The 22,403-nt window shown below is 44.1% G+C and carries 20 protein-coding genes; 9 read left to right on the top strand and 11 right to left on the bottom strand.

All coding sequences use genetic code 11. From position 1 onward, the window contains the following. Positions 1 to 146: 146 nt before the first annotated feature. Positions 147 to 1,313 (bottom strand): exo-beta-N-acetylmuramidase NamZ family protein, encoded by a 1,167-nt coding sequence (locus ACOIT5_RS13770; RefSeq protein ID WP_423126733.1) that lies wholly within the window; start codon positions 1,311 to 1,313, stop codon positions 147 to 149. Between the two features lie 247 nt (positions 1,314 to 1,560). On the opposite strand from ACOIT5_RS13770, the gene ACOIT5_RS13765 reads away from it, so the two are divergent. The 3 genes from ACOIT5_RS13765 to ACOIT5_RS13755 all read left to right on the top strand — a co-directional run bounded on the left by ACOIT5_RS13765 (position 1,561) and on the right by ACOIT5_RS13755 (position 5,933). Beyond that, positions 1,561 to 4,512 (top strand): glycoside hydrolase family 3 N-terminal domain-containing protein, encoded by a 2,952-nt coding sequence (locus ACOIT5_RS13765; protein WP_423126732.1) that lies wholly within the window; start codon positions 1,561 to 1,563, stop codon positions 4,510 to 4,512. Between the two features lie 302 nt (positions 4,513 to 4,814). Continuing rightward, positions 4,815 to 5,066 (top strand): DNA-binding protein, encoded by a 252-nt coding sequence (locus ACOIT5_RS13760; RefSeq protein WP_423126731.1) that lies wholly within the window; start codon positions 4,815 to 4,817, stop codon positions 5,064 to 5,066. A 144-nt stretch (positions 5,067 to 5,210) separates the two neighbouring features. Further along, a complete protein-coding gene (locus ACOIT5_RS13755) occupies positions 5,211 to 5,933 on the top strand; it encodes a 3-keto-disaccharide hydrolase (RefSeq protein ID WP_423126730.1) in 723 nt (240 codons plus the stop codon). 78 nt (positions 5,934 to 6,011) lie between these two features. Here the strand turns inward: ACOIT5_RS13755 and ACOIT5_RS13750 are convergent, their stop codons facing one another. After that, on the bottom strand, positions 6,012 to 7,721 hold the full coding sequence (locus ACOIT5_RS13750) for a DEAD/DEAH box helicase (protein WP_423126729.1): 1,710 nt from the start codon (positions 7,719 to 7,721) through the stop codon (positions 6,012 to 6,014). A gap of 221 nt (positions 7,722 to 7,942) precedes the next feature. On the opposite strand from ACOIT5_RS13750, the gene ACOIT5_RS13745 reads away from it, so the two are divergent. After that, the gene (locus tag ACOIT5_RS13745; RefSeq protein WP_423126728.1) at positions 7,943 to 8,356 is read left to right on the top strand and encodes a hypothetical protein; all 414 of its coding nucleotides are present in this window, start codon (positions 7,943 to 7,945) and stop codon (positions 8,354 to 8,356) included. 112 nt (positions 8,357 to 8,468) lie between these two features. Continuing rightward, complete coding sequence (locus ACOIT5_RS13740; protein WP_423126727.1) at positions 8,469 to 8,717, top strand: hypothetical protein; 249 nt, start codon at positions 8,469 to 8,471, stop codon at positions 8,715 to 8,717. A gap of 336 nt (positions 8,718 to 9,053) precedes the next feature. Here the strand turns inward: ACOIT5_RS13740 and ACOIT5_RS13735 are convergent, their stop codons facing one another. Further along, on the bottom strand, positions 9,054 to 9,332 hold the full coding sequence (locus tag ACOIT5_RS13735) for a hypothetical protein (RefSeq protein WP_423126726.1): 279 nt from the start codon (positions 9,330 to 9,332) through the stop codon (positions 9,054 to 9,056). Positions 9,333 to 9,465: 133 nt separating this feature from the next. Between ACOIT5_RS13735 and istA the strand changes: the two genes are divergently transcribed. Together istA and istB are read left to right on the top strand one after the other, a co-directional pair. After that, positions 9,466 to 10,977: an IS21 family transposase gene (gene istA / locus ACOIT5_RS13730; RefSeq protein ID WP_423126725.1), complete on the top strand. Its 1,512-nt coding sequence runs from the start codon at positions 9,466 to 9,468 to the stop codon at positions 10,975 to 10,977. Positions 10,978 to 11,019: 42 nt separating this feature from the next. Continuing rightward, positions 11,020 to 11,739 (top strand): IS21-like element helper ATPase IstB, encoded by a 720-nt coding sequence (istB, locus tag ACOIT5_RS13725; protein WP_423126724.1) that lies wholly within the window; start codon positions 11,020 to 11,022, stop codon positions 11,737 to 11,739. A 31-nt stretch (positions 11,740 to 11,770) separates the two neighbouring features. Here the strand turns inward: istB and ACOIT5_RS13720 are convergent, their stop codons facing one another. From ACOIT5_RS13720 to ACOIT5_RS13700, 5 genes are all read right to left on the bottom strand, one after another. Next, the gene (locus ACOIT5_RS13720; RefSeq protein WP_423126723.1) at positions 11,771 to 12,040 is read right to left on the bottom strand and encodes a hypothetical protein; all 270 of its coding nucleotides are present in this window, start codon (positions 12,038 to 12,040) and stop codon (positions 11,771 to 11,773) included. Positions 12,041 to 12,789: 749 nt separating this feature from the next. After that, complete coding sequence (locus tag ACOIT5_RS13715) at positions 12,790 to 13,641, bottom strand: hypothetical protein (RefSeq protein WP_423126722.1); 852 nt, start codon at positions 13,639 to 13,641, stop codon at positions 12,790 to 12,792. Between the two features lie 9 nt (positions 13,642 to 13,650). Beyond that, positions 13,651 to 15,207, bottom strand: a complete 1,557-nt coding sequence (locus ACOIT5_RS13710) for an AAA family ATPase (RefSeq protein WP_423126721.1) — start codon at positions 15,205 to 15,207, stop codon at positions 13,651 to 13,653. Continuing rightward, positions 15,200 to 15,403, bottom strand: coding sequence for a hypothetical protein (locus ACOIT5_RS13705; protein WP_423126720.1), 204 nt, complete (start codon positions 15,401 to 15,403; stop codon positions 15,200 to 15,202). The genes ACOIT5_RS13710 and ACOIT5_RS13705 overlap by 8 nt, the downstream gene beginning before the upstream one ends. Continuing rightward, on the bottom strand, positions 15,403 to 15,858 hold the full coding sequence (locus ACOIT5_RS13700; RefSeq protein ID WP_423126719.1) for a hypothetical protein: 456 nt from the start codon (positions 15,856 to 15,858) through the stop codon (positions 15,403 to 15,405). Before ACOIT5_RS13700 ends, ACOIT5_RS13705 begins: the two co-directional genes overlap by 1 nt. Positions 15,859 to 16,683: 825 nt before the next feature. On the opposite strand from ACOIT5_RS13700, the gene ACOIT5_RS13695 reads away from it, so the two are divergent. Continuing rightward, positions 16,684 to 16,884, top strand: coding sequence for a hypothetical protein (locus tag ACOIT5_RS13695; protein ID WP_423126718.1), 201 nt, complete (start codon positions 16,684 to 16,686; stop codon positions 16,882 to 16,884). Here ACOIT5_RS13695 and ACOIT5_RS13690 read toward each other — a convergent pair. The 3 genes from ACOIT5_RS13690 to ACOIT5_RS13680 all read right to left on the bottom strand — a co-directional run bounded on the left by ACOIT5_RS13690 (position 16,881) and on the right by ACOIT5_RS13680 (position 21,073). After that, entirely contained in the window at positions 16,881 to 17,555 is a 675-nt protein-coding gene (locus ACOIT5_RS13690; protein WP_423126717.1) for a lysoplasmalogenase, read from the bottom strand. The genes ACOIT5_RS13695 and ACOIT5_RS13690 overlap by 4 nt on opposite strands. 71 nt (positions 17,556 to 17,626) lie before the next feature. Next, positions 17,627 to 19,924, bottom strand: coding sequence for a hypothetical protein (locus ACOIT5_RS13685; RefSeq protein ID WP_423126716.1), 2,298 nt, complete (start codon positions 19,922 to 19,924; stop codon positions 17,627 to 17,629). Positions 19,925 to 19,942: 18 nt separating this feature from the next. Further along, positions 19,943 to 21,073, bottom strand: a complete 1,131-nt coding sequence (locus ACOIT5_RS13680; RefSeq protein ID WP_423126715.1) for an acyltransferase family protein — start codon at positions 21,071 to 21,073, stop codon at positions 19,943 to 19,945. Between the two features lie 141 nt (positions 21,074 to 21,214). Between ACOIT5_RS13680 and ACOIT5_RS13675 the strand changes: the two genes are divergently transcribed. Next, complete coding sequence (locus ACOIT5_RS13675) at positions 21,215 to 22,285, top strand: IS4 family transposase (protein ID WP_423126649.1); 1,071 nt, start codon at positions 21,215 to 21,217, stop codon at positions 22,283 to 22,285. Positions 22,286 to 22,403: the final 118 nt, after the last annotated feature.

Genomic DNA, 22,403 nt, shown 5'->3' with positions numbered 1-22,403 from the left:
GTATACTAAAGTACAAAATGATTTTCACAAATTTTAACATTTTTTTGTGATTAAAAAAACAAGCATCCGGTTTTTTTCATTTGTGATGTGAAGTCCTTCAAAAGCTTAACAATCTATTAAAGATCAGGAGCTAAAAACCCGGGAGATTATTCGTTACAATTGGCGTCGGGATACAGCAAATAGTTACGTCTCAGCCCGAGGTAGGTGGTCAGTTCATCTTTCCATGACGCTTCGATTTCGGCTTCTGTTTTCCCGGCCCGGATATCAGCAAGCAACTTATCGGTACCGGCCAACAGGTTAAACCAGCGTTCGGAGCTTAAAAATTCAGCTTCGTTGGAGAATTTCCTGAGATATTTCAAAAAATACGACAGCGTAAACCGGTGGTTCAAACAAACATCCCGAAGATCTTCACCATAACACAGCTTTCCTTCCTGTAAAGGATTTTTTGCCATCCCGGCCATGCTTACCGGGGTAAACTGAAAGCTGCCCATTTTCGGATCGGGATACCCGATTACCTGGAACGGGAAAGTGGTTCCTCTTCCAATGCTGACACGCGTAGCCTCAAAAAAACATAACGATGGATAAAGCCGGATGGACAGGTCGTTTGGCAGGTTTGGCGATGGCTTTACCGGCAGGGAATACCGGGTCTGATGCGTATAGTTTTTAACAGGAACCACGGTCAGATCACAACGAACGGCATCCTTCAGCCAGCCTTCGTCGTTAATCATCCCGGCCAGTTCGCCCAGGGTACATCCGTGAACCACCGGAATGGAATGCATACCCACAAATGATTTGAACCGCGGATCAAGAACCGGGCCCGACACGTAATCCCCGTTTGGATTGGGACGGTCAAAAATGATCAGGGGCAGCTTATTTTCTGCACATGCCTCCATGACGTAGTGCATGGTGCTTAGGTAAGTATAAAATCGAACCCCGACATCCTGAATATCATAAACCACAGCATCAAGCCCGCTTAGATGTTCAGGAGCCGGCTTTTTATTGTTCCCGTACAAGGATATAACCGGTAGTCCTGTTGCTCCATCGGTTTGATCTTTTATTTCTTCCCCGGCATCGGCATCACCCCGAAATCCATGTTCCGGACAAAAAATTTTTTGAACAGAAATTCCCTTTTCAAGCAAATAATCCAATAAATGCTGTTGTCCGATCATCGCTGTATGATTCACAACCAGGCCAAGTCTTTTACCTTCGAGCAAGGGTAAATAAAGCTCGGGCTGTTCGGCTCCTGTTTTTACAGGTTGAGCCGAGAGTAATTCCATATAAAAAACCAAAAACAGCAAAAAGATTGATTTCATGTTCAAAAGAATTGGTTTCACGAAGGTAAAAAATCGTCCTGATCCTGCCTAACGACCATCCGGATAAAATCGCCATCGGCCGCCGGAACATGAAGAGACCATAAAATATTCCTTTGTTGCAGGAAAATTTGTTAATGATTCATAACAGGTCTCCAATTCAGGGAAAATTTACGAATTTTCGTCCGGCAACGAAGACCATGCAAGTAACTTTTAGCGTTGCTTCATTATGGCATGAAAACTTGAAACCATGAAGAAATTAATCTCATATCCGATATTTATTATTCTTTTTATATTCAATATTCACGATTTAAAAGCCCAGAAAACTCCGGACTTTCTGAAATATCTCGGCCATACCTGGGTCGATTCTGTTTTAAAGGAAATGAGCCTTGAACAGAAAATCGGCCAGCTGTTCATTGTTCAGGCGTACAGCGAAAACGGAAAGACCAGCGACCAGGTGCTAAGCGACATTCAACGATTTCACATCGGAGGGATTATTTTCATGCAGGGCAATGCGGTCGACCAGGTTGTACTGACCAACCGGTTTCAGCAAGTAAGCCGGATTCCGCTGTTGATTACCATGGATGCAGAATGGGGCCCGGGCTTCAGACTTAAAGACTCGCCGAAATATCCGGTACAAATGGCCTTAGGCGCCATTCAGCACGACAGCCTCATTTACCAAATGGGCTTTGAAATCGGGAAACAACTCCGGCGCATTGGCGTTCATGTAAATTTTGCTCCGGTGGCCGATGTGAATAACAATCCTAAAAACCCGGTAATCAACTACCGGAGTTTTGGCGAAGACCAGCAGGCCGTTGCCCGTAAATCATGGCTGTATGCCAAAGGCCTGCAGGATGCCGGAGTACTGGCCGTCGCGAAACATTTCCCGGGGCACGGCGATACAAAAACCGATTCACACCTGGGCCTGCCGGTTATCAATCATGACCTGGAACGACTGGAAACAGTTGAATTATATCCGTTTAAAGCACTGATCGACAGCGGAATCGGCAGCATCATGACCGGCCACCTGCAACTACCGGCTTTGGAACCCGACAGCAAACTGCCATCGTCGTTATCGTCGCTGATTATTAAGGGCAAACTGATTGACGAATACCATTTCAACGGACTGATCATCACCGACGGCATGAACATGCAGGGAGTAACCAACCAATTTCCGTCGGGGGAAGCCAGCGCCCGGGCGCTCATCGCCGGCAACGACATGCTTGAGATTGTTCCCAGGCTCGAAGAATCGGTGAATGCGGTAAAAAAAGCGGTGGAAAACGGCGAACTCAGTCTGGAAGAAATTGATTGGAAATGCCGGAAAGTACTGGCCCTGAAAAAGTGGCTTCAACTCGATGAAAACACCCGGGTTTCACCCGAAAATCTTCGTGCCGACCTGTTCAAACCAGGTTATGAATTAACCAAACGCCTGCTGCACGAGCAATCGTTGACAGTTTTACGAAATGAAAACCAACTGCTTCCGTTGCAAAAGCTGGACAGTTTGAAAATCGCGGTCGTCTCTGTTGGCACGACAAACGAAACCGCTTTTCAACGCATGACCGCCAACTACCTGGATGTAGACTATTTCAACCTAAAAAAGCAAGCTACCGCCCAGGATATTGAACAGCTGGCCAGGGCGATGAGGCCCTATAACCTGCTGATTATCGGCATTCATAATCTCAACCTCGGGGGAACTAAAATGTATGGCGTCGATTCGTCAATCGCTGAATTCATCCTGAAAACCACACACAAGAAACAGGTCGTTGCCCTGTTCGGCAATCCCTACGCACTCGATTATATCCCGGGAGTTGAAACCTGTGATGGCTTATTGGTCAGTTATCAGGAAAACAGGATGACTGAGGAACTGGCGGCCCAGGCAATATTCGGCGCCATCCATGCAAACGGGAAACTTCCGGTGCATGTAAACGCTCACTTTAAATTGAATGATGGATTCGATATAAAAAAAAACAAGCGGCTAAAGTACACCATCCCCGAAGAAGCCGGCATATCATCGCAATACCTTGAAGACCGGATTGACAGCCTGGCCAATTTAGGCTTACGGGAAAAAGCCTACCCGGGCTGCCAGGTGCTGATTGCCGTGAACGGCAAGGTGATTCTTCACAAATGTTACGGGTATCTGGCTTACGACCAGCATACACCGGTCGAAAAAGACCACTTGTATGATTGGGCCTCCATTACAAAAATTACCGCTCCCCTTCCCGCGCTGATCCGGCTGCACGGCGAACGGAAGTTTAATCTCGACTTGCCTTTCTCGTTTTACTGGCCGCCTTTCCGAAATACGGAGAAAGACAAATTTACCTCGCGGGAAGCGCTGGCCCACCAAAGCGGGCTGATTGCCGGAGTCCCCCTGTGGCAAAACCTGGTAAAAAAAAACGGGCAGTTAACATCGGTATTCAACGACCGCCCAACAAACAGGCATGACATCCGTATTTCTTCCAATTTATATTTGAACAAGAAATTAAGCGATCAGGTCTACGACGAAATTCTGGAATCACGCTATCTTACCCGGGGAAAATACAACTACTCTGACCTGCCGTTTCTTATTCTCCCAAAAATTATTGAAGATTTGAGCCAGTGCGATTACGAAGCTTACCTAAAAGAGACTTTTTACAAACCGTTGGGTGCAACCACCGTAACGTTCAATCCCTACCGTTTTTTTCCGGTACAGCGCTTTGTCCCGACCGAATATGACGAGTTGTTCAGGAACGAACTGCTCCGGGGTTTTGTACACGACGAAGCTGCGGCGATGTTGGGCGGGGTATCGGGCAACGCAGGTTTATTTGGTTCGGCAAACGATCTGGCCAAGCTCATGCAAATGTACCTGCAAAACGGGTATTACGGAGGAGAACAATTTCTCGATTCGGCAAGCCTGGCCGAATTTAGCCGGGTACAGTACCCCCTGAGAAACAACCGCCGCGGACTGGGTTTCGATAAACCCTACATCAACAATCAAAGGAGTACCTTAAAAAACGCATTTCCCGCCGTCGACGCCAGCCCTGCAAGTTACGGGCACACCGGTTTCACCGGCACATTCACCTGGGCCGATCCCAAAAACCGCATCCTTTTCATCTTTTTCACCAACCGGATTTACCCCACGCGTTCCAATTCAAAACTTACCGGCCTAAACCTGAGAACATCCATGCATCAGGTAATTTACGACAGTTTAAAAAGGGGAATATAGGTCTGTTACAGCTATGCATCTCATTGACAGCGCCATCCCGTTTCGGGCAAAAAACCGCGCGGTTAAAAATTGTTAAAATGTTTTTTAACATTCATGATCAATAATTTAGATCAGTAAGGTCTAAAATCCGCACAGGAAAAAGCTTTCAGCTAAATAAAAGAGGTTACATTCGGTCTCTGTCCCGGAAAAATCGCATAAACAACTTATTCAAACCACACGCTACGGATACATTATTAAATTATTAATTCTAACTTTAAAGGAAGTTTACGATCAAATTTAATAACCTATAAATTTTTACTGCCATGGAGAGAAAAATCACTTTCAACGAGCTTCGCAAAATTAAAGACAGCTTACCTGACGGTTCAATCCGCCAATTGGCACAGGAATTTAACATTGAAGTTGAAACCGTCAGGAATTATTTTGGAGGTGCCAATTACGACCGGGGAAGATCAGTCGGTTTACACATTGAACCAGGGCCAAATGGCGGGATTGTTTTACTTGACGACACAAAAATATTAGAACGGGCTGAAGAACTTCTTGCGGAAATTCATTAAAAAAAGCATTGGTTTTTGTTTGAAAAACTGTTCTATCTTTATAGAACAGTTTTTTTATTACCTAATCCAAAGAATATGAGATTAATTCCAAGCACGTTTATGATCCTGATCAGCCTTCTTCCGCTAGGATCACACGCACAAAAAATGAAACCCCTTTTTAACGGTAAAGACCTCAAAAACTGGGAAATTTATATCGGGTCGGCGCTTAAAGGATTTGAGGAACTAAAAGAAAAAGCAACACCCGCGCGTACTTTCTCGGTGGTTGAAAAAGACGGAGAGAACTTAATTCGCGTTTCGGGAGATGTGAATGCTTCGCTGTCGAGCAAAAAAGAGTTTGAAAATTACCATCTCCGGCTTGAATTCAGATGGGGAGACGAAGTTTTTACCAACCGCAACAGTGGCTTGCTTTATCACAGCTACGGACCCTTTGGCGCCGGAATTGACACCTGGAAGAGTTCCATCGAACTGCAGTTGATGCACGGCAATCTTGGCGATGCCTACATGATGGCCGATACGTATGCCGAAATCAGGGTGAATGAGCTTGAAAACAATCAGGTTTTCGATCAAAACGGCACTCAAACGGCTTTTGGCAACGGCCAGCAGGGAGGTAAAATTGCCCGCAAACAAAACGATGCGGAAAAACCGGTTGGCCAGTGGAATGTGGTTGATTTGTATTGTTTCGGACAAAAAACCATACATGTGGTAAACGGCCAAAAAGTGATGGAATGCGAAAATACCGGCAAACTTGTTAGCGAACAGGTATTGCCCTTATCGAAAGGGAAAATTCAGATACAATCGGAAGGCGGAGAAATGTTTATCCGAAAAATAGAGATCACCGAAATTTTTGCGCTTCCTTCATTTGAATAGCGCCAAATTAACAATCGAAGGCTGCTGATCGTTCCATTTTAATGACAGATGATCAGCAGCCTTCAATTTTGATGCAGCTTATCGTTGTTTGCTCGGTTTACGTTTAAACCCCGATTCAGTATACGATTTTTTAGTCTTTGTCCAGGGAGCTGCCGGGCGGTCCTGTCCGGTTACACGGTCAACTTTCAGGGCATGCCCGTCAATTACCGATCCGTTAATCGACTTAACCAACTCCGATTCAAAACGACTGTCAATTTCAAAGAAAGAGAATTTACGCTGAATATCGATTTTACCAATCTCAATGTTCTTTTTTCTTAAATGTTCGTTGATCAGCCCCAGCAAGCGGGAAGCATTCAGGTTTTGCTTTTTACCGGCATTGATAAACAAACGCGAAAAGGTTACCCGTCCGCCGCGTTCGAATCCCCGCTCACTTCCCCGTTTTTCAACGCCTCTCTGTTCTTTCTCGCGAATATTCAGATCGGGAGCATTTTTATAGTAGGATAAGAAGCGGTTAAATTCAATCGAAACAAAACGTTTCAAAATTTCTTCGCTGCCCAGTCCGGCAAATTTCTCTTTAATCGCCGGCAAATACGGATCAATGCGCGAGTCGTTCACTTCTACCTGGACTACTTTGTCAATCAGGTGCATCAGCTGTACTTCGCAAATTTCTTCACCACCCGGCACCATCTTCCGCTCAAAGCGTTTGTGTGAGACATTTTCAATCTGCCTCAATTTACCGGTTTCGCGCATGTGGACAATCGATACCGAGATACCGCTTTTTCCGGCACGTCCGGTCCGCCCGCTCCGGTGGATATACACTTCCGGGTCGTCGGGCAGGCTGTAATTGATCACATGGCTCAGGTCGTTTACATCCAAGCCGCGCGCAGCCACGTCGGTAGCGACCAGCATTTGCAGGTTACGCGAACGAAAACGGCTCATCACCTGGTCGCGCTGAGCCTGCGACAGGTCTCCGTGCAAAGCATCGGCATTATAACCGTCGGCCATAAATTTTTCGGCTACTTCGCGGGTTTCCATGCGGGTACGGCAAAATACAATGGCATAGCAATTCGGATAGTTATCGGCAACCCGTTTCAAGGTGGCATATTTATCTTTGGCCTGGACCACATAATAGTGATGTTCTACATTCTCGGCGCCTGAGTTGCGTTTGCCTACGGCAATTTCTTCCGGGTGATGCAGGTATTTGGCGGCCATGTCGGCAATTTCGCGCGGCATGGTGGCCGAAAACAACAGGGTTTGTTTGATTGCAGGAGTTTCAGCCAAAATAGCATCCATTTCCTCCTTGAAACCCATGGTGAGCATCTCGTCGGCTTCGTCGAGCACCAGCCATCTGATCTGGCTTACATCGAGCACTTTCCTGCGGATCAGGTCGTGTACCCGTCCCGGGGTGCCCACTACAATTTGTCCTCCGTCGCGCAATTCACGGATTTGCTTGCCAATATCAGCTCCCCCGTAAACAGCAATGTTTTTGAATCCCCTGATATTCTTAGAGAAAGCCTCCAGATCGCGGGTGATTTGCAGACATAATTCACGGGTAGGACACAACACCAAGGCCTGGACAGCTTTGGTGCCTACATTGATATTATGCAGCAACGGCAAACCAAAGGCGGCAGTTTTACCGGTCCCTGTCTGCGCCAAAGCTACCAGGTCGTTACTGTTGTTGATCAAATGCGGGATTGTTTTTTCCTGGATAGGCGTAGGTTGCTCAAAGCCCATTTCTGAAATGGCGCTGAGCAGTTCGGGCTTCAAGCCCGTTTCTTCAAATGTCATCGTCGTAATTTATTAATCGAAGGACAACACGTCCTTCTTTTCCAAAAAGCACCGATGACAATAAAATTTACTTTTCAATACACCCCTTTGCCATCCATGCAAAAATTGAGCTGCAAAGATAATTTTATTTTCTTACATACAAACGGATGTTTTATTTCGTCATTTACAGGCAGATAGATTCGGTCAAAATTCGTATCTTTTTACTACTTAATCCAAACCAGATGGGCTTATCCTATAAATTTACCTGTAAGGACTGCAATCATACCCAACATCTCTATGAAGGCTGGGGATTCATGGTGCATGACCAACTGGTGGACGAATACGTTCAGGGGCAACCGGCTAAGCTTCATTACAAGACACATCAAAAAATTGTTAAGCTTTCCAAACAACTCCCCGATCTGGAGTTAAAAATGGAATACCGGATCTACAGGTGCCACCGTTGCCTGCAAATTTCATCCAAACTTTTTGTTCAGGCAATCAATAACGGCAAGGTTTTGCATAAAACCCATTTCCGCTGCGCTACCTGCCAGACAATGCTTAGGCACACCAACATCCGCAGCCTGAAATACGCAACTTGTCCAAAATGCAAAAGCAAGCGGTTTAAAAAGCTGAAAGACCTGGTACTCTGGGGCTAAACCGGAGGCAAGCAAGCCTGAACGATCCGGCTTGCCATTACACATGAAAACAGGCAGTTGCCATTTTGTCGTTTAAATGAATCTGACTAACATTACCGTCTTAAATCATGGTATGAAGATTTTAATCGTCGCCTTGCTGGTATTTCTGATCAATGTGCCATTCGGCGCTTTGCGGTCGAAACATAAAAAATTCACCCTGATGTGGTGGGTGTATATTCACATCCCGGTCCCTCTGGTTATTTTGCTTCGGATTTACAGCGATATCGGCTTTGCATTTTATACGTATCCGATCCTGGTTGGCGCTTTTTTTGCGGGCCAACTGACCGGCAGAAAATATTTCCCTTTAAAACCGAAAAATTAGGCATTAAGGTTGTCCTTTGGCCGGACGGGCCCTTCCTTTTTCAATCGATAAAAAGGAGGCAAAATCTTTCTACCACAAGTTCCCATTAGCTGATAGACTCGCTATCATTAGGCTGTGAGTCCGTCTCACATTAGGGAGTGAGTCCGTCTCACATTAAGCAGTGAGTCTGTCTCACATTGGTGCAGTGGGGTAAAGTCCTTACCAGGTTTTAAACCAGCTCCATATTCAACCGGAAACCTCATGCACGGCACACTTTACAAAAGCGCGCCAGCGGGGTGTAGTTCAAACCGGCTCGTCGCTGGGCGTGGATAATCCGGAGCACAACCACCCAGTAATTTAGAAAGAATCCAGAGGAAATGAACGTTTTTCAAAAGGAAAAAACATGACATTCCGGCGGATATGCACCCAAAAACGGGGTTGTTTGGGGCATTTTAGGTTGTAAAATGTGATTTTGAAGGAATCACGCTGCCCCGGCCAGACCGGTTCCGGAGCATAACCACCCAGTGGGTGCAAGTTATCCGAAAACGGGAGAAAACGGCACGGATTCCGGAGCATGACCACCCAAAAATGGGCCGCTAATCCAATGGCAGACAGGTGGATATTTTTTCGTGGCATCCCGTTGGCGGGTTCTGACAGAATCCGGAGCATATGCACCCACTAACCTGGTTTCCCTGAGTAACTTTTCGAGTACTTTGTGTGCTTATAAAACCAATCAAGCACACGGATTATGGCAAGAAAAGTAATACTTATGAGTCAGTTAAAACAAATTTTGAGGCTTCATCAGAGCGGGCTGTCCAACCGTCAGATCGGAAAAGAACTCGGCATTTACAAAGGGACGGTCAACAACTACATGCAAAAAATAGCATCCGGGAAACTGGATATCGGAGAGCTTCTTACCCTGGATGATCCGGTGCTGGAAGGCCGTTTTCATGCCGGAAACCCGGCCTACCTGGAAGATCGCTTTAATGAGCTGAAACAAATGCTCCCTTATCTTGAAGGAGAACTCAAACGCAGGCACGTGACCATCAAACTGCTTTGGCAGGAATACCGTGAAAAGCACCCGCAGGGGTACAGCTACTCCCAGTTCTGCTTTCATTTAAACCAGTTGCGTGTAGCCCGTAAATCTTCCGCGGTGCTGACCCACCAGCCCGGGCAGCAACTTTTTGTCGACTTTGCAGGGGATACGCTCTCTTACGTTGATCGTGAGACCGGGGAAGCGATAAAAGCGTATGTTTTCGTGGCTACCCTGCCTTACTCGGATTACAGCTTTGCCATGGCTGTTTCCCATCAGAACACGGAAAATTTTCTTTATGCACTTGGCTGCTGTTTGCAGGCACTCAGTGGTGTCCCCAAAATTGTGGTTTGTGATAACCTCAAGGCTGCCGTGATCAAAACCGACCGGTATGAACCGGACATTAACCGGGTGATGGACGATTTTGCCAACCACTATGGTTTTGCCGTGCTGGCTGCGCGTGTGCGGACCCCAAAAGACAAGGCTCTGGTGGAGAACCAGGTTAAGCTGGTTTACCAGCGGGTGTATGCCCGGTTGCGTAACCATGTCTTTTTTTCCCTGGCCGACCTGAACAGGGCGATCAGCGAAAAGATCCTGCAACATAACCAGACCCGGATGCAACAACGGGAGTACAGCCGCGAAGAACACTTTCTGGCCGATGAAAAAGGACTGTTAAAAGCCTTGCCCCTGTCAGGTTTTGATATCCGTTATTATGCGAGCCTGAGGGTGCAGCAAAACAGTTGTATTTACCTGGCACGGGACAAACACTATTATTCGGTTCCTTACGCCTGCACCGGGGAACAGGCCAGTGTGGTTTATACCCGTACCCTGGTGCGGATCTATTGCAAATCAGAGCTGGTTGCCACTCACCGGCGCACCATCGGTTTCGGATATACGCTCGTGCGGGAGCACATGCCATCGGCCCATCAGCATTACATGGACCGCAGCCCCGGGTACTACATGGACCTGGCCCGCAAACGGTCAGATGGCCTGCTCTGCCTGATGAAGATGATGTTTGCAAAGGAAGAAACGCCCGAGGTTTTATACAAACGCTGTGAGGGGTTGTTGAGCCTTCAACGCAAAACCGATCCCTTCTGTTTTGAAGAAGCCTGCCGGGTGGCCGTTGCCAACGGCATACCAAGTTATCAGTTTGTTCGCAGGCGAATCGAAAACAGGATGACATCGGATAAGCCTTCAACCATAAAGAAACTCCCCAAACACGGAAACATCCGGGGAGACTATCAATAATCAAGGAAAATAATCAGAGTACAAACCAAAAATGAAAAGAAGATGGATCAAATGATCACCCAACTCAGCGGGCTTCGGTTGTCAGGGATGGCCGCCTGCTGGAAAACATTAATTGAGACAAGAAAAACTACAGAACTTTCCCTGGAAGACGGGCTGGCCCTGCTGCTCCAGGCAGAACAGGACCAGCGTAAAATGAACCGGTTCAGCCGGCTGGAAAAGAATGCCCGCTTTCGTTACCGGATAAGCCTGGATCAAATCGACACCAACCCGGCAAGGGGAATCGACAAATCCCTGTTGACAAGGCTGGGCATGGGCGATTACATCAAGAACGGGGAGGCCGTGATCATTGTCGGACTAACCGGGGTCGGCAAAAGTTCACTGGCCTCGGCCCTGGGACTGAAAGCGTGCGAACTGGGCTATAGCGTAGCGTATTTTAATATGCAAAAGCTGATGATGAAACTAAAGATTGCCCGACTGGAAGGCACTATAACCCGGGTTTTTGACAAACTGGCAAAAACAGACCTGATTGTCCTGGACGATTTTGGATTATCGCCACTGGAAGGACAACAGCAACTGGATCTGATGGAAATCATCGAGGACCGCCATGCCCGAAAGTCAACCATTATTGCCAGCCAGTTGCCGGTGGCCAGTTGGTTTGATGTCTTTTCCGAACCCACCGTGGCCGACAGCTTTCTGGACAGGATCGTGTACACGGCACACCGGTTTGAACTAAAAGGTGAGAGTTTAAGAAAAAAACGGTAATATTGTCAGTCAAATAAGTTCTTCGATTTAGTTACTCAACCTGGGTGGTATACGCCGGATTACTGGGTGGTAGCTTCCGGAATATCCACTCGTATTCCTGTTTGCCCGCTTTTACCCTCCGGTAGGCTTCTCGCAACACGTGCGCCTGGCATACCTTATCGTACAAACTGTAAGCCTTAAAGCTTTTCTCTTGCTTGGCTCTCTGGTATAGCTTTCGTTGGAAGACACGAACCTTTTCATCCGTCGTAACGGATGGCTTAACTGGTAGATTTTTGTCAATATTAAGCAGTTGTTTATCCATAAAAGCTTCTCTAAAGTAAAGCCCCTTCCCTAAAAGTAAAGTTGTGTTGTCTTTACAGTCATCGGTACTATGGGCTTCTCCGACTTCTCCTGAAACCACCTCCGGACTTCGTTATACTTATACCGGCGTGTTTATGCTTGCCATGCATTATTACAGGAGACCTCCCGTGTTCATATTTCCTCCGTTTGTTACCACGCCACCCCTATGACTCCGGCAGGCCTTATTGTTTCTTATGACTGTTGATCCACAATAAGTGGCAGGGTTCTGGACACGTCAACATCCTCCCCAGCCTGCGATTTACACTTTTCGAAGCTACTACGGGTTCACGCATGATGCATTGCGGCTTGGTAACTCAATCCAAAGAACTTTTGAGTAAGCCTCACGACTTAAACAATCCTTTTCATTACTGCCCGAACAGCCAATTCGACAGATGGGAATTCCACCCATTGGAGAAAATACACCTCACGGCGTACTAACGGTTACGTATATGAAACGTTTGGCATTTCGAAGCACTTTCCTGTCAAGTTACAACTACTTTTGATACGAGCACGAATGCTCGATAACCCACTGACTGCCAAATGTTTTATATACGATGTTGGCGTTTCGTTGTTTATATTACTTTCAATTTCTCTCATTTTGCTGTATTGTCTTTCAGTCCGTGTGTTGGGGTAGGCAAGCTCTTTGGCTGGTTTTGGTAATGCGTTGGCTTTTTGAGCGACCAGCCAATGTGCTTGGCTACGAAGCACGGGCTAAGTTTTCCAATCATATTTTAATTTTCCACAACCGCATCTTATTTTCTTTTCAACAGTATCATAAAATTTAACGGAAATATATTTATTGCAATCATTGCAAAAGAAGCAATGAATTAGTTTTTTGACATCCTCCCACATAACTTCTAAATCCTCTATACTTTCTTGAAACTGATTGTCATGAGAGGTTGTGTTTCCTAATAACATTGGCATCGCCTGTATTTTTGGAATATCAGCCAATGCCTTTAATTCTCCACTTGCTTTGAGTTTTCCTTGAACTGAGTCAAGAAGTTCAGGAGCCATTCTTTTCTCATTTATTTCATTAAATCGAAAGGAAACTTTTGCTTCAATTTCATTCGCAATGATTTTAAGTTGACGTTCAAGATATTTTCTGATTAAATTGCCAAGGTCATTTGTGTCTCTATTCTTAAACTTCTCTTCTATTTGCGATTTGTAATCAACCAATGGAGTTTTTAACACTGTTCCATTGGCATTATTCCAATGTAAATCCTGTAATAACCAACCCTTTGATTTTACTTCAGAGGAAATAAGTTCATAAAACTCCCTTTCGTGTGTGAATAATAGAATTTGATACTCATTAAATTTTGAAGTTAACAGACGAGCAAATCGAGTTCGATGTGGTCTGTCAAAACTTGAAATGATATCATCAAGAATAAAAAAACGATTTTCCTTATTAAATGCTTTTACCGATGCTAAATAAAAAGAAAGTCCGAGGCAATTGATGTGACTTTCGCTTAAATAAGCAATTGGCGGTGATTTCGTTTCATTGTAGAAATCATATTCAATCGTAATTCCCACCAAATCATCATTGATATCTTTTAGAGGTACCAATCTAATGTTTTAAATCCTTTCATTCGGATTCATTGTGGTATAATAATCGTTGATTTCCTCAGAAAACATTTGTAAAAAAACATCTAGTGCTTCTTCCTGTCTTTTAATAAAATCTGCGAATAAAGCTTCAAATGTGTGTTGTTGTTTTCTCAAAAATCCTTCTTCTTTGACTATCCTGTTATATTGACCGTAGGCTTGTTTTGCCAAAGAAAGCTTTGTATGTATCTGTAATTTTGGATTTTTCTTTTGAGCTTCAATTAATTCCTTTGATTTGTTTTTTGATGAATTTGCAATTATTTCATAATCAGATTTATTAATGGCTACTATGGATGAATTATCAATTTCAATTTCAGCCAAAAAGTTCTTTTTTAATTCAGTATTGTATTTTTCAAATGAAGCAATAAGTTTTTCTACTTGTTTATATTCATGTTCAAAATCTTTAGTATTCAACAGTTTTTCCGATTTCAAAGAATTTAAAGTGTTAAGATTAACTTGTACTATTTGCTGTAAATCTTTTGATTTCTGCTCAACACTTTCCTTTTCCTTTCTGAGTTCTTCTAATTTTTCTATTCTTGCATTCAACTCTATTATTAATTCCTTTTTATTTTTACCCTGCTGACATAAAGGACAAACATCTTCTTTAATAATTTCGGATTTTAATAACTTTTGTCCTTCAATAAGAAGATTAAGTAATTGAAGTTTCTCTATTTTCTCTTTTTCTTTTCTGAGTTCTTCTATGGCTTTAAAATAATTCGAATATTCCGAATTTATATTATCAATATTCCCAACGACTTCTGATAAATTTTCACTGATTTTATTAAATAAGTTGATTCTTTTTACCGTTTCAGTATCTTCTTTACTTTCAATTTCTTTCAGAACCTCATTGATATTATTATAATTCTTGATTTCTATCTTAAGTTTCAGCGGTTTTATTAAATTATTTGCTGCTTCATAAAACTGTTCAGGAGAAGTTATGTTATGTCCAAAATTTTCAATTAAAGTTGATTGCTGAACACTTTTATTGTTTTCATAATTGTTTGATTTGATATTTCTGGCAATCCGACCAGCATTTTTCCTTAAGATGTCACGAATATTCCCAACTTCATTAAATCCAATTATTTTTTGAAGCTCATCGAGCTTTTCTTTTTTTGAAGCAATTATAAATTTTTGAAGGAAAGTGTACCTTAATATTAAATTCTCAGTTTGTGATTTTTCAATAAATTCTTTGAATTCGTTACTGTTATTTGTTTGAGAAATCTTTAATGCATCATTTATCGTTTTTTGAGATGCTAATTCTGGTTTATTGAATTCTAATTTTATAAAAGCATCGTCCGATGCTTGTAAGAAAAGATTTCTCAATGCCCCTTTACCTTTTGTTGCACCAATTTCTTCACTTACCAAATGTCCAACGCGGTCATAATAAAACCACTCAAACGCATCAGTGATAGAACTTTTACCAGAACCATTATCTCCATAAAAGAGTATTGATTTCTGATTAAGGTTTAAAGATAGGCTTTCTTTAATCCCCCTAAGTCCTACAATGTTTATCGAATTGATTTTATTCATCTTTCTTTTGCTTTGGGGTTAATTCCTCTTGCAAAAGTTCATCTAACTTATTTTGAATATTTTTGTCTGTGAATTTGCCTTCACCGTAGAGCGAAATAAGTGATTCAACTGTCTTTTCATCAATATTTTCGATATTATAAATTTCTGAAAAGAACTCGTCAATTACTTCTTTACCACTTTTTATTTTTTTATCCATTATTCAAAGTATTTCCAGTCAATTAACAAAGTTGTTTCAATGGTTTTATTTAGTACATCAAATCCTGTTTTGTTATTGCAAATAGGATAAACTCCGTATTTCTCAACAAAATCGAGTATAAAATAACTTTCAAGGTCTTCAATTCTATGTTTCCAGAAATTTCTCAGCATTTCAAAATTAAGATAAGTGAAATAGAGCTGTTCAACTTTTCTGAAATTAATCAATCCAACATTTTTTGATTTTCCGTCAAAATGTCCCATAAGTCTGTTTCCTATGCTATTAGTTCTCTTTTCACTCATTCCGATATATAAAAGTCTGGATTCTCCAAATGCATAATTAATTTTCTTTTTATCGGTAAAGATGAAATACAATCCAGTCAATCCAACAAGTGGTTTGATGTTTTGCATTTCAAAAGTTTTTCTCTCGTCAAAATATATTTTCAGTTCTTCAATCATGTCTTTCGGTGAGTTGGCAAAGTTTAGCTCTTTTGGTTTTTTCTATTTGGCTTTGTGGGTCAGCAAAAAAAACAAATGTGCTAAATGTGCGCTGGCTTTTTTTACAATGAACGCCAACGGTTGTCTATATTTACCAGGTACATATATTTTCGTTTTGTCGGATGAAAAGTGGAATATATTCTTCCAAATCCGGAAAGTATCGTTATACGTCCCTCACTCACATCAAACCATCAATCGGGTTTTTTCCATCCGGCAATGAAAAATTTGGAACATAAAACGTCCTTGCCCCTGTTTTTCCTCTCCAACATCGCCGGTAAGGGTTTACATCGTTTTTTTTCGTTCGCTTCAAATCAACCAACCGAAATTTTCCGGTTTCGCACCCCAATTTACAAAACTTGACGTAATAAATTTTACTTATCGGCTAATTTGGAATCAATTTAAAAACAGTTGGTAAACGGGTGTCATCCCGCTGTCGGGTGCAGCGGTTTCCGAGCCGCCGGTTAATAAATGCCTGCCAGCGGGAGAACCAGCCAGCGGAGGATTTTCGGAATATCCTGATGACACGATTCTGTTTCGCGGAAAACACCAATGCGTTTTGCGGATAATCGAAACGCATTTTCCGCATAATACCAATGAGTTTTCCGCACAATCCAGGTGAGTTTTCCGCATAATTGAAACGGATTTCCCGGATCATTAATCCGGTATCACGCTCCATCTATCGGGGGTGCACCGGTCAACAGATGCTGAAACAAGTTCAGCATGACGGCGCTTCATTGATGACCTGTCGCCTGGCTATGGCCTACGGGGGTTTTGAAACTGGAAACAATGAAGGGAACCCGGACAGGGACTGATTACCAACCAGCATGTGCGGGTGGCGTAGGTTTTAACCGCGTATCCAACAATCGCCGGTTAAAAACCGGCACAGCCGGCTCCGGGCTGTCTATTGTTTTTGCAGGTTCATCTGCCTGTTTATCTTCTTATATTTTTTATCGTTTGCCCCAGGAGGCGCTGCCCGTTGGGTTTTAATTCAAAGCAATTTTCCTGTACATCAATGAAAAAGTGATGGCCAGGTGCGCGAGGTAATAAGTAGGCAAAATCAGGAAACTCAGTTCCCGGTAGCCCAGGAACTCGCGGAATGCAATGATGGTATCGGAAAAAAGGATCAGGAAAATGCCGAAAATATAGGCCAATCGTTCGGGCGCCGGGGCTTCCAGTCCCACTGCCCCGCCCAATGAAAAACAGGAGATCAGCAAATACACCAAAGCAGCAAACATCAAGCTTTGATCGTTGATTACCGGAGACAATTTCAGAAAAAAGAAGAGCAGGTAAGCAACCAGCAAAATGAGGGTAAATATCCACCGGATACGCCCTTTCAACAAAGCGTACCATAAATAACCGATATGGGCGATAAAAAACAGCGCTATACCCGCCACAAACCTTTCTGGTTCGCCATGCCGGTGCGACAAAAACCAGTCGCCGCCAATCGAAAACAGAAAGGCCGCTATAATCGCCCAAACGTCTTTCGAGCGTTTCAATTGATTGAAATAGAGAACCAACAAAATCAGGATTCCTCCCCCCGCGCTTCCCGACTTAAAGAAAAACCCGAAATGGTTTAAGGCTAAAACAGCCGAAAAGGCAGGAATTAGCAACAGTGCATAAAGCCGTTTCTGTCTTGAAGTTTCTGTATTCGTTTTCATATCGTTAGGTTTCAGGACCATATTCTTCATTCGTACCAGACTTGAAAGCAGCACGCTCCAATCCCACCCGGCTATTGGTTTGCTAGCTCAATAATTTCCTGCCCCCAGCGTGATAAGCTGAGCTGCAGCTCCCCGTTTTGCAATTGTTGCCCGGTAAAATTGCCCAGGTGTTTTCCCGAAAGCAATGCCGTCAACTTGTATTTTTGCCTTGCTTTCACCCACGGGATGTTGATTTTTTGTGAATTTTCACCTGCACTTCCGCGCAATACCACCACCGCACCGCAACCTTCTTCATTCAGTTTTCCCCACCAATGCCAACCTTCATCGGTTGGAGCAGGTACGCCGCTGAATTGAAAACGCGAATAAACAGCATATTTCTGCTGAAGGTTCTCGAGCAGGGCAAAGCGGCTTCGGTATCGTTCCATGTTTTCGTTGGAGAGCGAGGTTAAATCACCTGAAAAAGAAAGAGGGGCGCCCATCAGCCAACTGCAAATCTGCCGGTCTTGTATTTCGGGGGTCAGGCTCCCGCTGAAATTCGTAGTCACCGCGCCGAAAACCTCAATCCGGTCGAGCGGCAAAGCCCGGTGCCGGTACATCAAATCGCGGGAGCGAAAAGCTCCCTGTTTCAGCTTCTGCTGTAAACTGTCGACATTGTATTTCCACGATCCGTCCACCAATTGTTTGCGGTTGCCGGCACCCCAGTATTCGTTGGGCGCTGAGTGGTACGAATCGGCGTGTTTCAAAACGGCAATATCAGCTTCGGGGCCGGGCGTTTCCCAGTAGATTTCGTGCGACAACTGGAGCCACACGCCCGGCGCCCGGCGGTGAATTTCATCCTGTGTGGCCAGCAGTCCCCGCAAACCCCGCAGATACGATTCTTTCAGCGTGCGGCTTTCGTGCCCGCAGGCCCTATCGCCGTAACACAGGTTACTCAAATCCTGTTTGAAATAATCGGCCTGATACGTTTGATGCAGATAAACAATTTCGTCGATATATTTTTCAAGGGCTTTCTGATAGCATAAACTAAGCCCCAGCCCACCAGCCCGCCTGATCAGCGGTAAACTGAACAGGGGCGGTTCGTTCCCGTTTTTATCGGCTTGCAGTTCGTTGATGAAAACCGAATACCAAAGGCCTGTTTTCATGTTTTTCGACCGGATGTAACTGCTCAGGCCATTCAGATCGGGAAATTTTTCAGGGACAGGCCTGATTGTTGAAACGGCCCATCCTCCGCCGGGGCCCGCATCAGACCAGCCCGCATCCAATTGAAAACATGTAAAGCCAATTTTTGCGGCGATATCGGCCGCAATGCGCATGTTGCTGTCGTTAATCTCAGCGGCATAATTGGTCCAGGTGCAAAACAGCGGCGCGATACTTTTTTTACCTGTCGATTGTAATATTTTTTCATTCAGGAACGATTTAAAATCGCCTTCCACGCAGCGATCGAGTGCGGTTGAGACGGAAGAAACCGTGGGATAACTTTCTCCCGAAAAAGCATACATCAACACCGGTTCCGACACAAACGATTCGCCGGGGCCGAGCACCCATTCAAAAAAACCGGGATGGTACCCCAAAGCGCCCTGCCCGGAAAGCAACCTCAACCTGGAGGGCGCCTCGCTGGACAGGATCAGGCCGCAGGAGGCGGAAGAATCGCTGAATGCAACAATTGCGGGGTCAATATTTTCTGAGCCGGGAGTCAGAAGGGTTTTGGATGAATAATTTTCACCTATTTCCACCTCATCTATGATCAACCGGTCGATTTTTATCCAATGTTGTCCCTGATTGGAAAATCTGATCCATTTGCGGATAGCCGGAAAACCTTCATAAATTTCATAATTAATTTCTGCTGAAATCCCTTCCCATCCGGTTTTTCCCGAAGAAACGAGTGAAACAACCAGTCTTTTCGTGTCATTTTTGGGAGAAAGGATTGAATAACTCACCGAGTCGAAAAGGTTGCCAGCTTGTTTTCCGGTAACCAAAACCGGATCAACCCAGTTCACTGTTTGGCCGTTCACATTGTCTTCCTTAGCTACATTCAAAGCATCCGTCTGGTTTTTCACGGCATCTTCCTGTTCTACCCCGGCCTGATCAGAATAGCCAATCCCCTGCGGTTCGGCATCGGGCGAAGCTTTCGAAAAAGTAACCGAGAATTCAGCCTGATTTTCTGCAATAACAGGATTACCGTTCACCGAAAGCATTTCGGTAACAACCGATGAGTTGGTCAGCCGGAGACTGCGTTCGAGCATTCCGGCCTGGATAATAACCTGATTCCCGTCAGCCAAAATAGTCCATTTTTCGGACGATTCATCCGAATTGCAACTGAGAAGAAAAGCACTGGCAATCAATACCGGAATCAGTGTTTCTCGTATCATTTGCCTTGTTGTTTGGTATTATACTTTCAGAAATTTCCCTTTTCGGTACATCAGCCAAAGGATGAAAAAAATGATCGATACATTGGCCAGTTTGATCAGGGTTCCGTAATAGTTACCCAAAAACTGCTCGGTTCCGTGAAGCAGCGAGTTGCTGATGCAGCCAAAATTTATGATTTCGTACAGCATGTAGGCCAAAATGGAGTTCATCCCGTATATTTTCAGCCAGTTCAGGTATTTGCCGTAATTTTTGTAATCGACCAGGTAATAAAAAAGCGCCATCAGCAAAAAACAAATTCCGCTGCTGTACAGGGTCATCGAACTGGTCCATATTTTTTTGATGATTGGCATTTGCAATCCCCACAACTGGCCGGCCACAACCATTAAAACACCGCCAATGCCCAGCCACTGTACTTTCCTGATTTTCGGGAGGCTGCCTTTCATAATTTGTCCGGCAAAAACGCCCGTCATGACCGTTACGCCGAAGTTCAGGCTGCTGATTAACCAGGTATAACGGTATTTCCCGAAATCGATCGCCGTTTCGGTCACCGTTGAACCGTCGCGGAAACGCCCCATCACCACGCGGTCGATGTACTCGGCCAGGTTGTTATCGGGCCCGAAGTTGCCGCCACCCCACTCCCCTGTTTTTACAAACGACAGCAATGCCCAGTAGCTAAGCAGCAAACCTGCTGTAACAGCCAGCTGGCCTTTCCGGTTGAGGTGCATCAGCAGGATGGCTGAAATGAGATAACCAATGGCAATGGCCTGCAGCGTGTTGGAGAAGAAGAAAATCCGGTTTGGGTCAAGCGCCAGCAGGTTTCCCTGGCACATCATGCCAAAAATCCATAGCAAAACAACCCTTTTCAGAATACGTTTGTACAGTTGCACCTTGCTGCCGTTTTTCAGGTATTTGGCAAAGGCAAACGGCATGGACGCGCCAGCCATAAACATAAACAAAGGCATAATGATATCCCAAAACGCAAAACCTTCCCATGCAACATGTTCAAAAGGTTTCATCATGACATCCATCCAGGGGGTGTTGACAGCCCGCCCCAGCGACCGGAATACCGGTTGAAAAAACACCAGGCAAAACAGGTCGAAGCCGCGCAACACGTCGAGCGATCCCAGGCGTTCGGTTTTTTGAAGTTCCATACAGATTTAATTCAGTTTCATTACCGTCCCATTAAAAACTAAAAAAGTTCTTTGATGTATTTGAAATTTAGTTAGTTGTATCCATTTTTCGAGCGAACGGACTTGAATTTTTAGTTTTGCATCAGATTATTCTGATTGCATATGTATCAAGACAAATACGTTTTCGCTCAACTGGTCTCGTTTCTGAATCGAAGCAAATTCAATCGTATTGTTGCCAAATACAATGGCGACAAATACGTGAAGCATTTCACTTGTTGGAATCAATTGCTATCTCTGATGTTCGGGCAATTGTCAAATCGTGAAAGTCTTAGAGATTTGATCGTCGCACTTGATGCTCATCACTCCAAATCTTATCATTTGGGATTGGGCAAGAACATTTCAAAATCATCACTGGCCAGAGCCAATCAAGACAGGGACTATCACATCTTTGAAGAGTATGCTTACTATCTGGTAAACGAAGCCAGGCAGAAACGCGTTGCTGACATCTTCAAGCTTGAAGGCAATGTCTATGCTTTTGATTCAACGACAATTGACTTATGCCTTTCGGTATTCTGGTGGGCGAAGTTCCGTAAGAAAAAAGGTGGAATCAAAGTACATGCATTATACGATGTGGAGACACAGATACCTGCATTTTTCCATATCACTGAAGCATCTGTTCACGACTCTACTGCCATGAAAGAGATCCCTTATGAATCAGGCTCATATTACATATTTGACCGTGCATATAATCACTTCAAGATGTTGTATAAGATTCATCAAATAGGAGCTTTCTATGTTTTAAGAGCCAAAAAGAATCTACAATGCAAGATGATCAAATGGAAACGAAGATTGCCCAAGAACGTGCTTTCAGATGTAACAATTGAATTGACTGGGTTTTATCCTAAGCAATACTATCCAGAGCATCTTAGATTGGTCAGATATTGGGATGAAGAACAAAAGCGTGAGCTTGTATTCTTGACCAATGCAATGCACATTTCTGCATTGCAGGTTGCTGAACTTTACAAGAACCGCTGGCAAGTCGAGCTGTTCTTCAAATGGTTAAAGCAACATCTGAAAATCAAAAAGTTTTGGGGTACTACTGAAAATGCTGTTCGGATTCAAATCTACGCTGCCATGTGCACTTACTGCTTGGTGGCAATCGTCCAAAAGGACATGCAACTTGATAGAAGCACATATGAGGTCTTGCAGATTGAGCATATCTTTAACAGATAAAACTAATCTTCGAGACCTATTTGATAGAACTAAATTTCAAAATGACAAAGAACGTTTTAGCCTTAATGAGCCAAATTTGTTTAATTATTAATACGTCCCGATTTTAATGGGACACTAG

Origin of the sequence: Gaoshiqia hydrogeniformans, assembly GCF_049347105.1 — a bacterium.
GTDB lineage: Bacteria > Bacteroidota > Bacteroidia > Bacteroidales > Prolixibacteraceae > Gaoshiqia > Gaoshiqia hydrogeniformans.
Note: the sequence above shows the minus strand (reverse complement) of the source record. Positions and strands in the feature narration are given on the sequence as shown.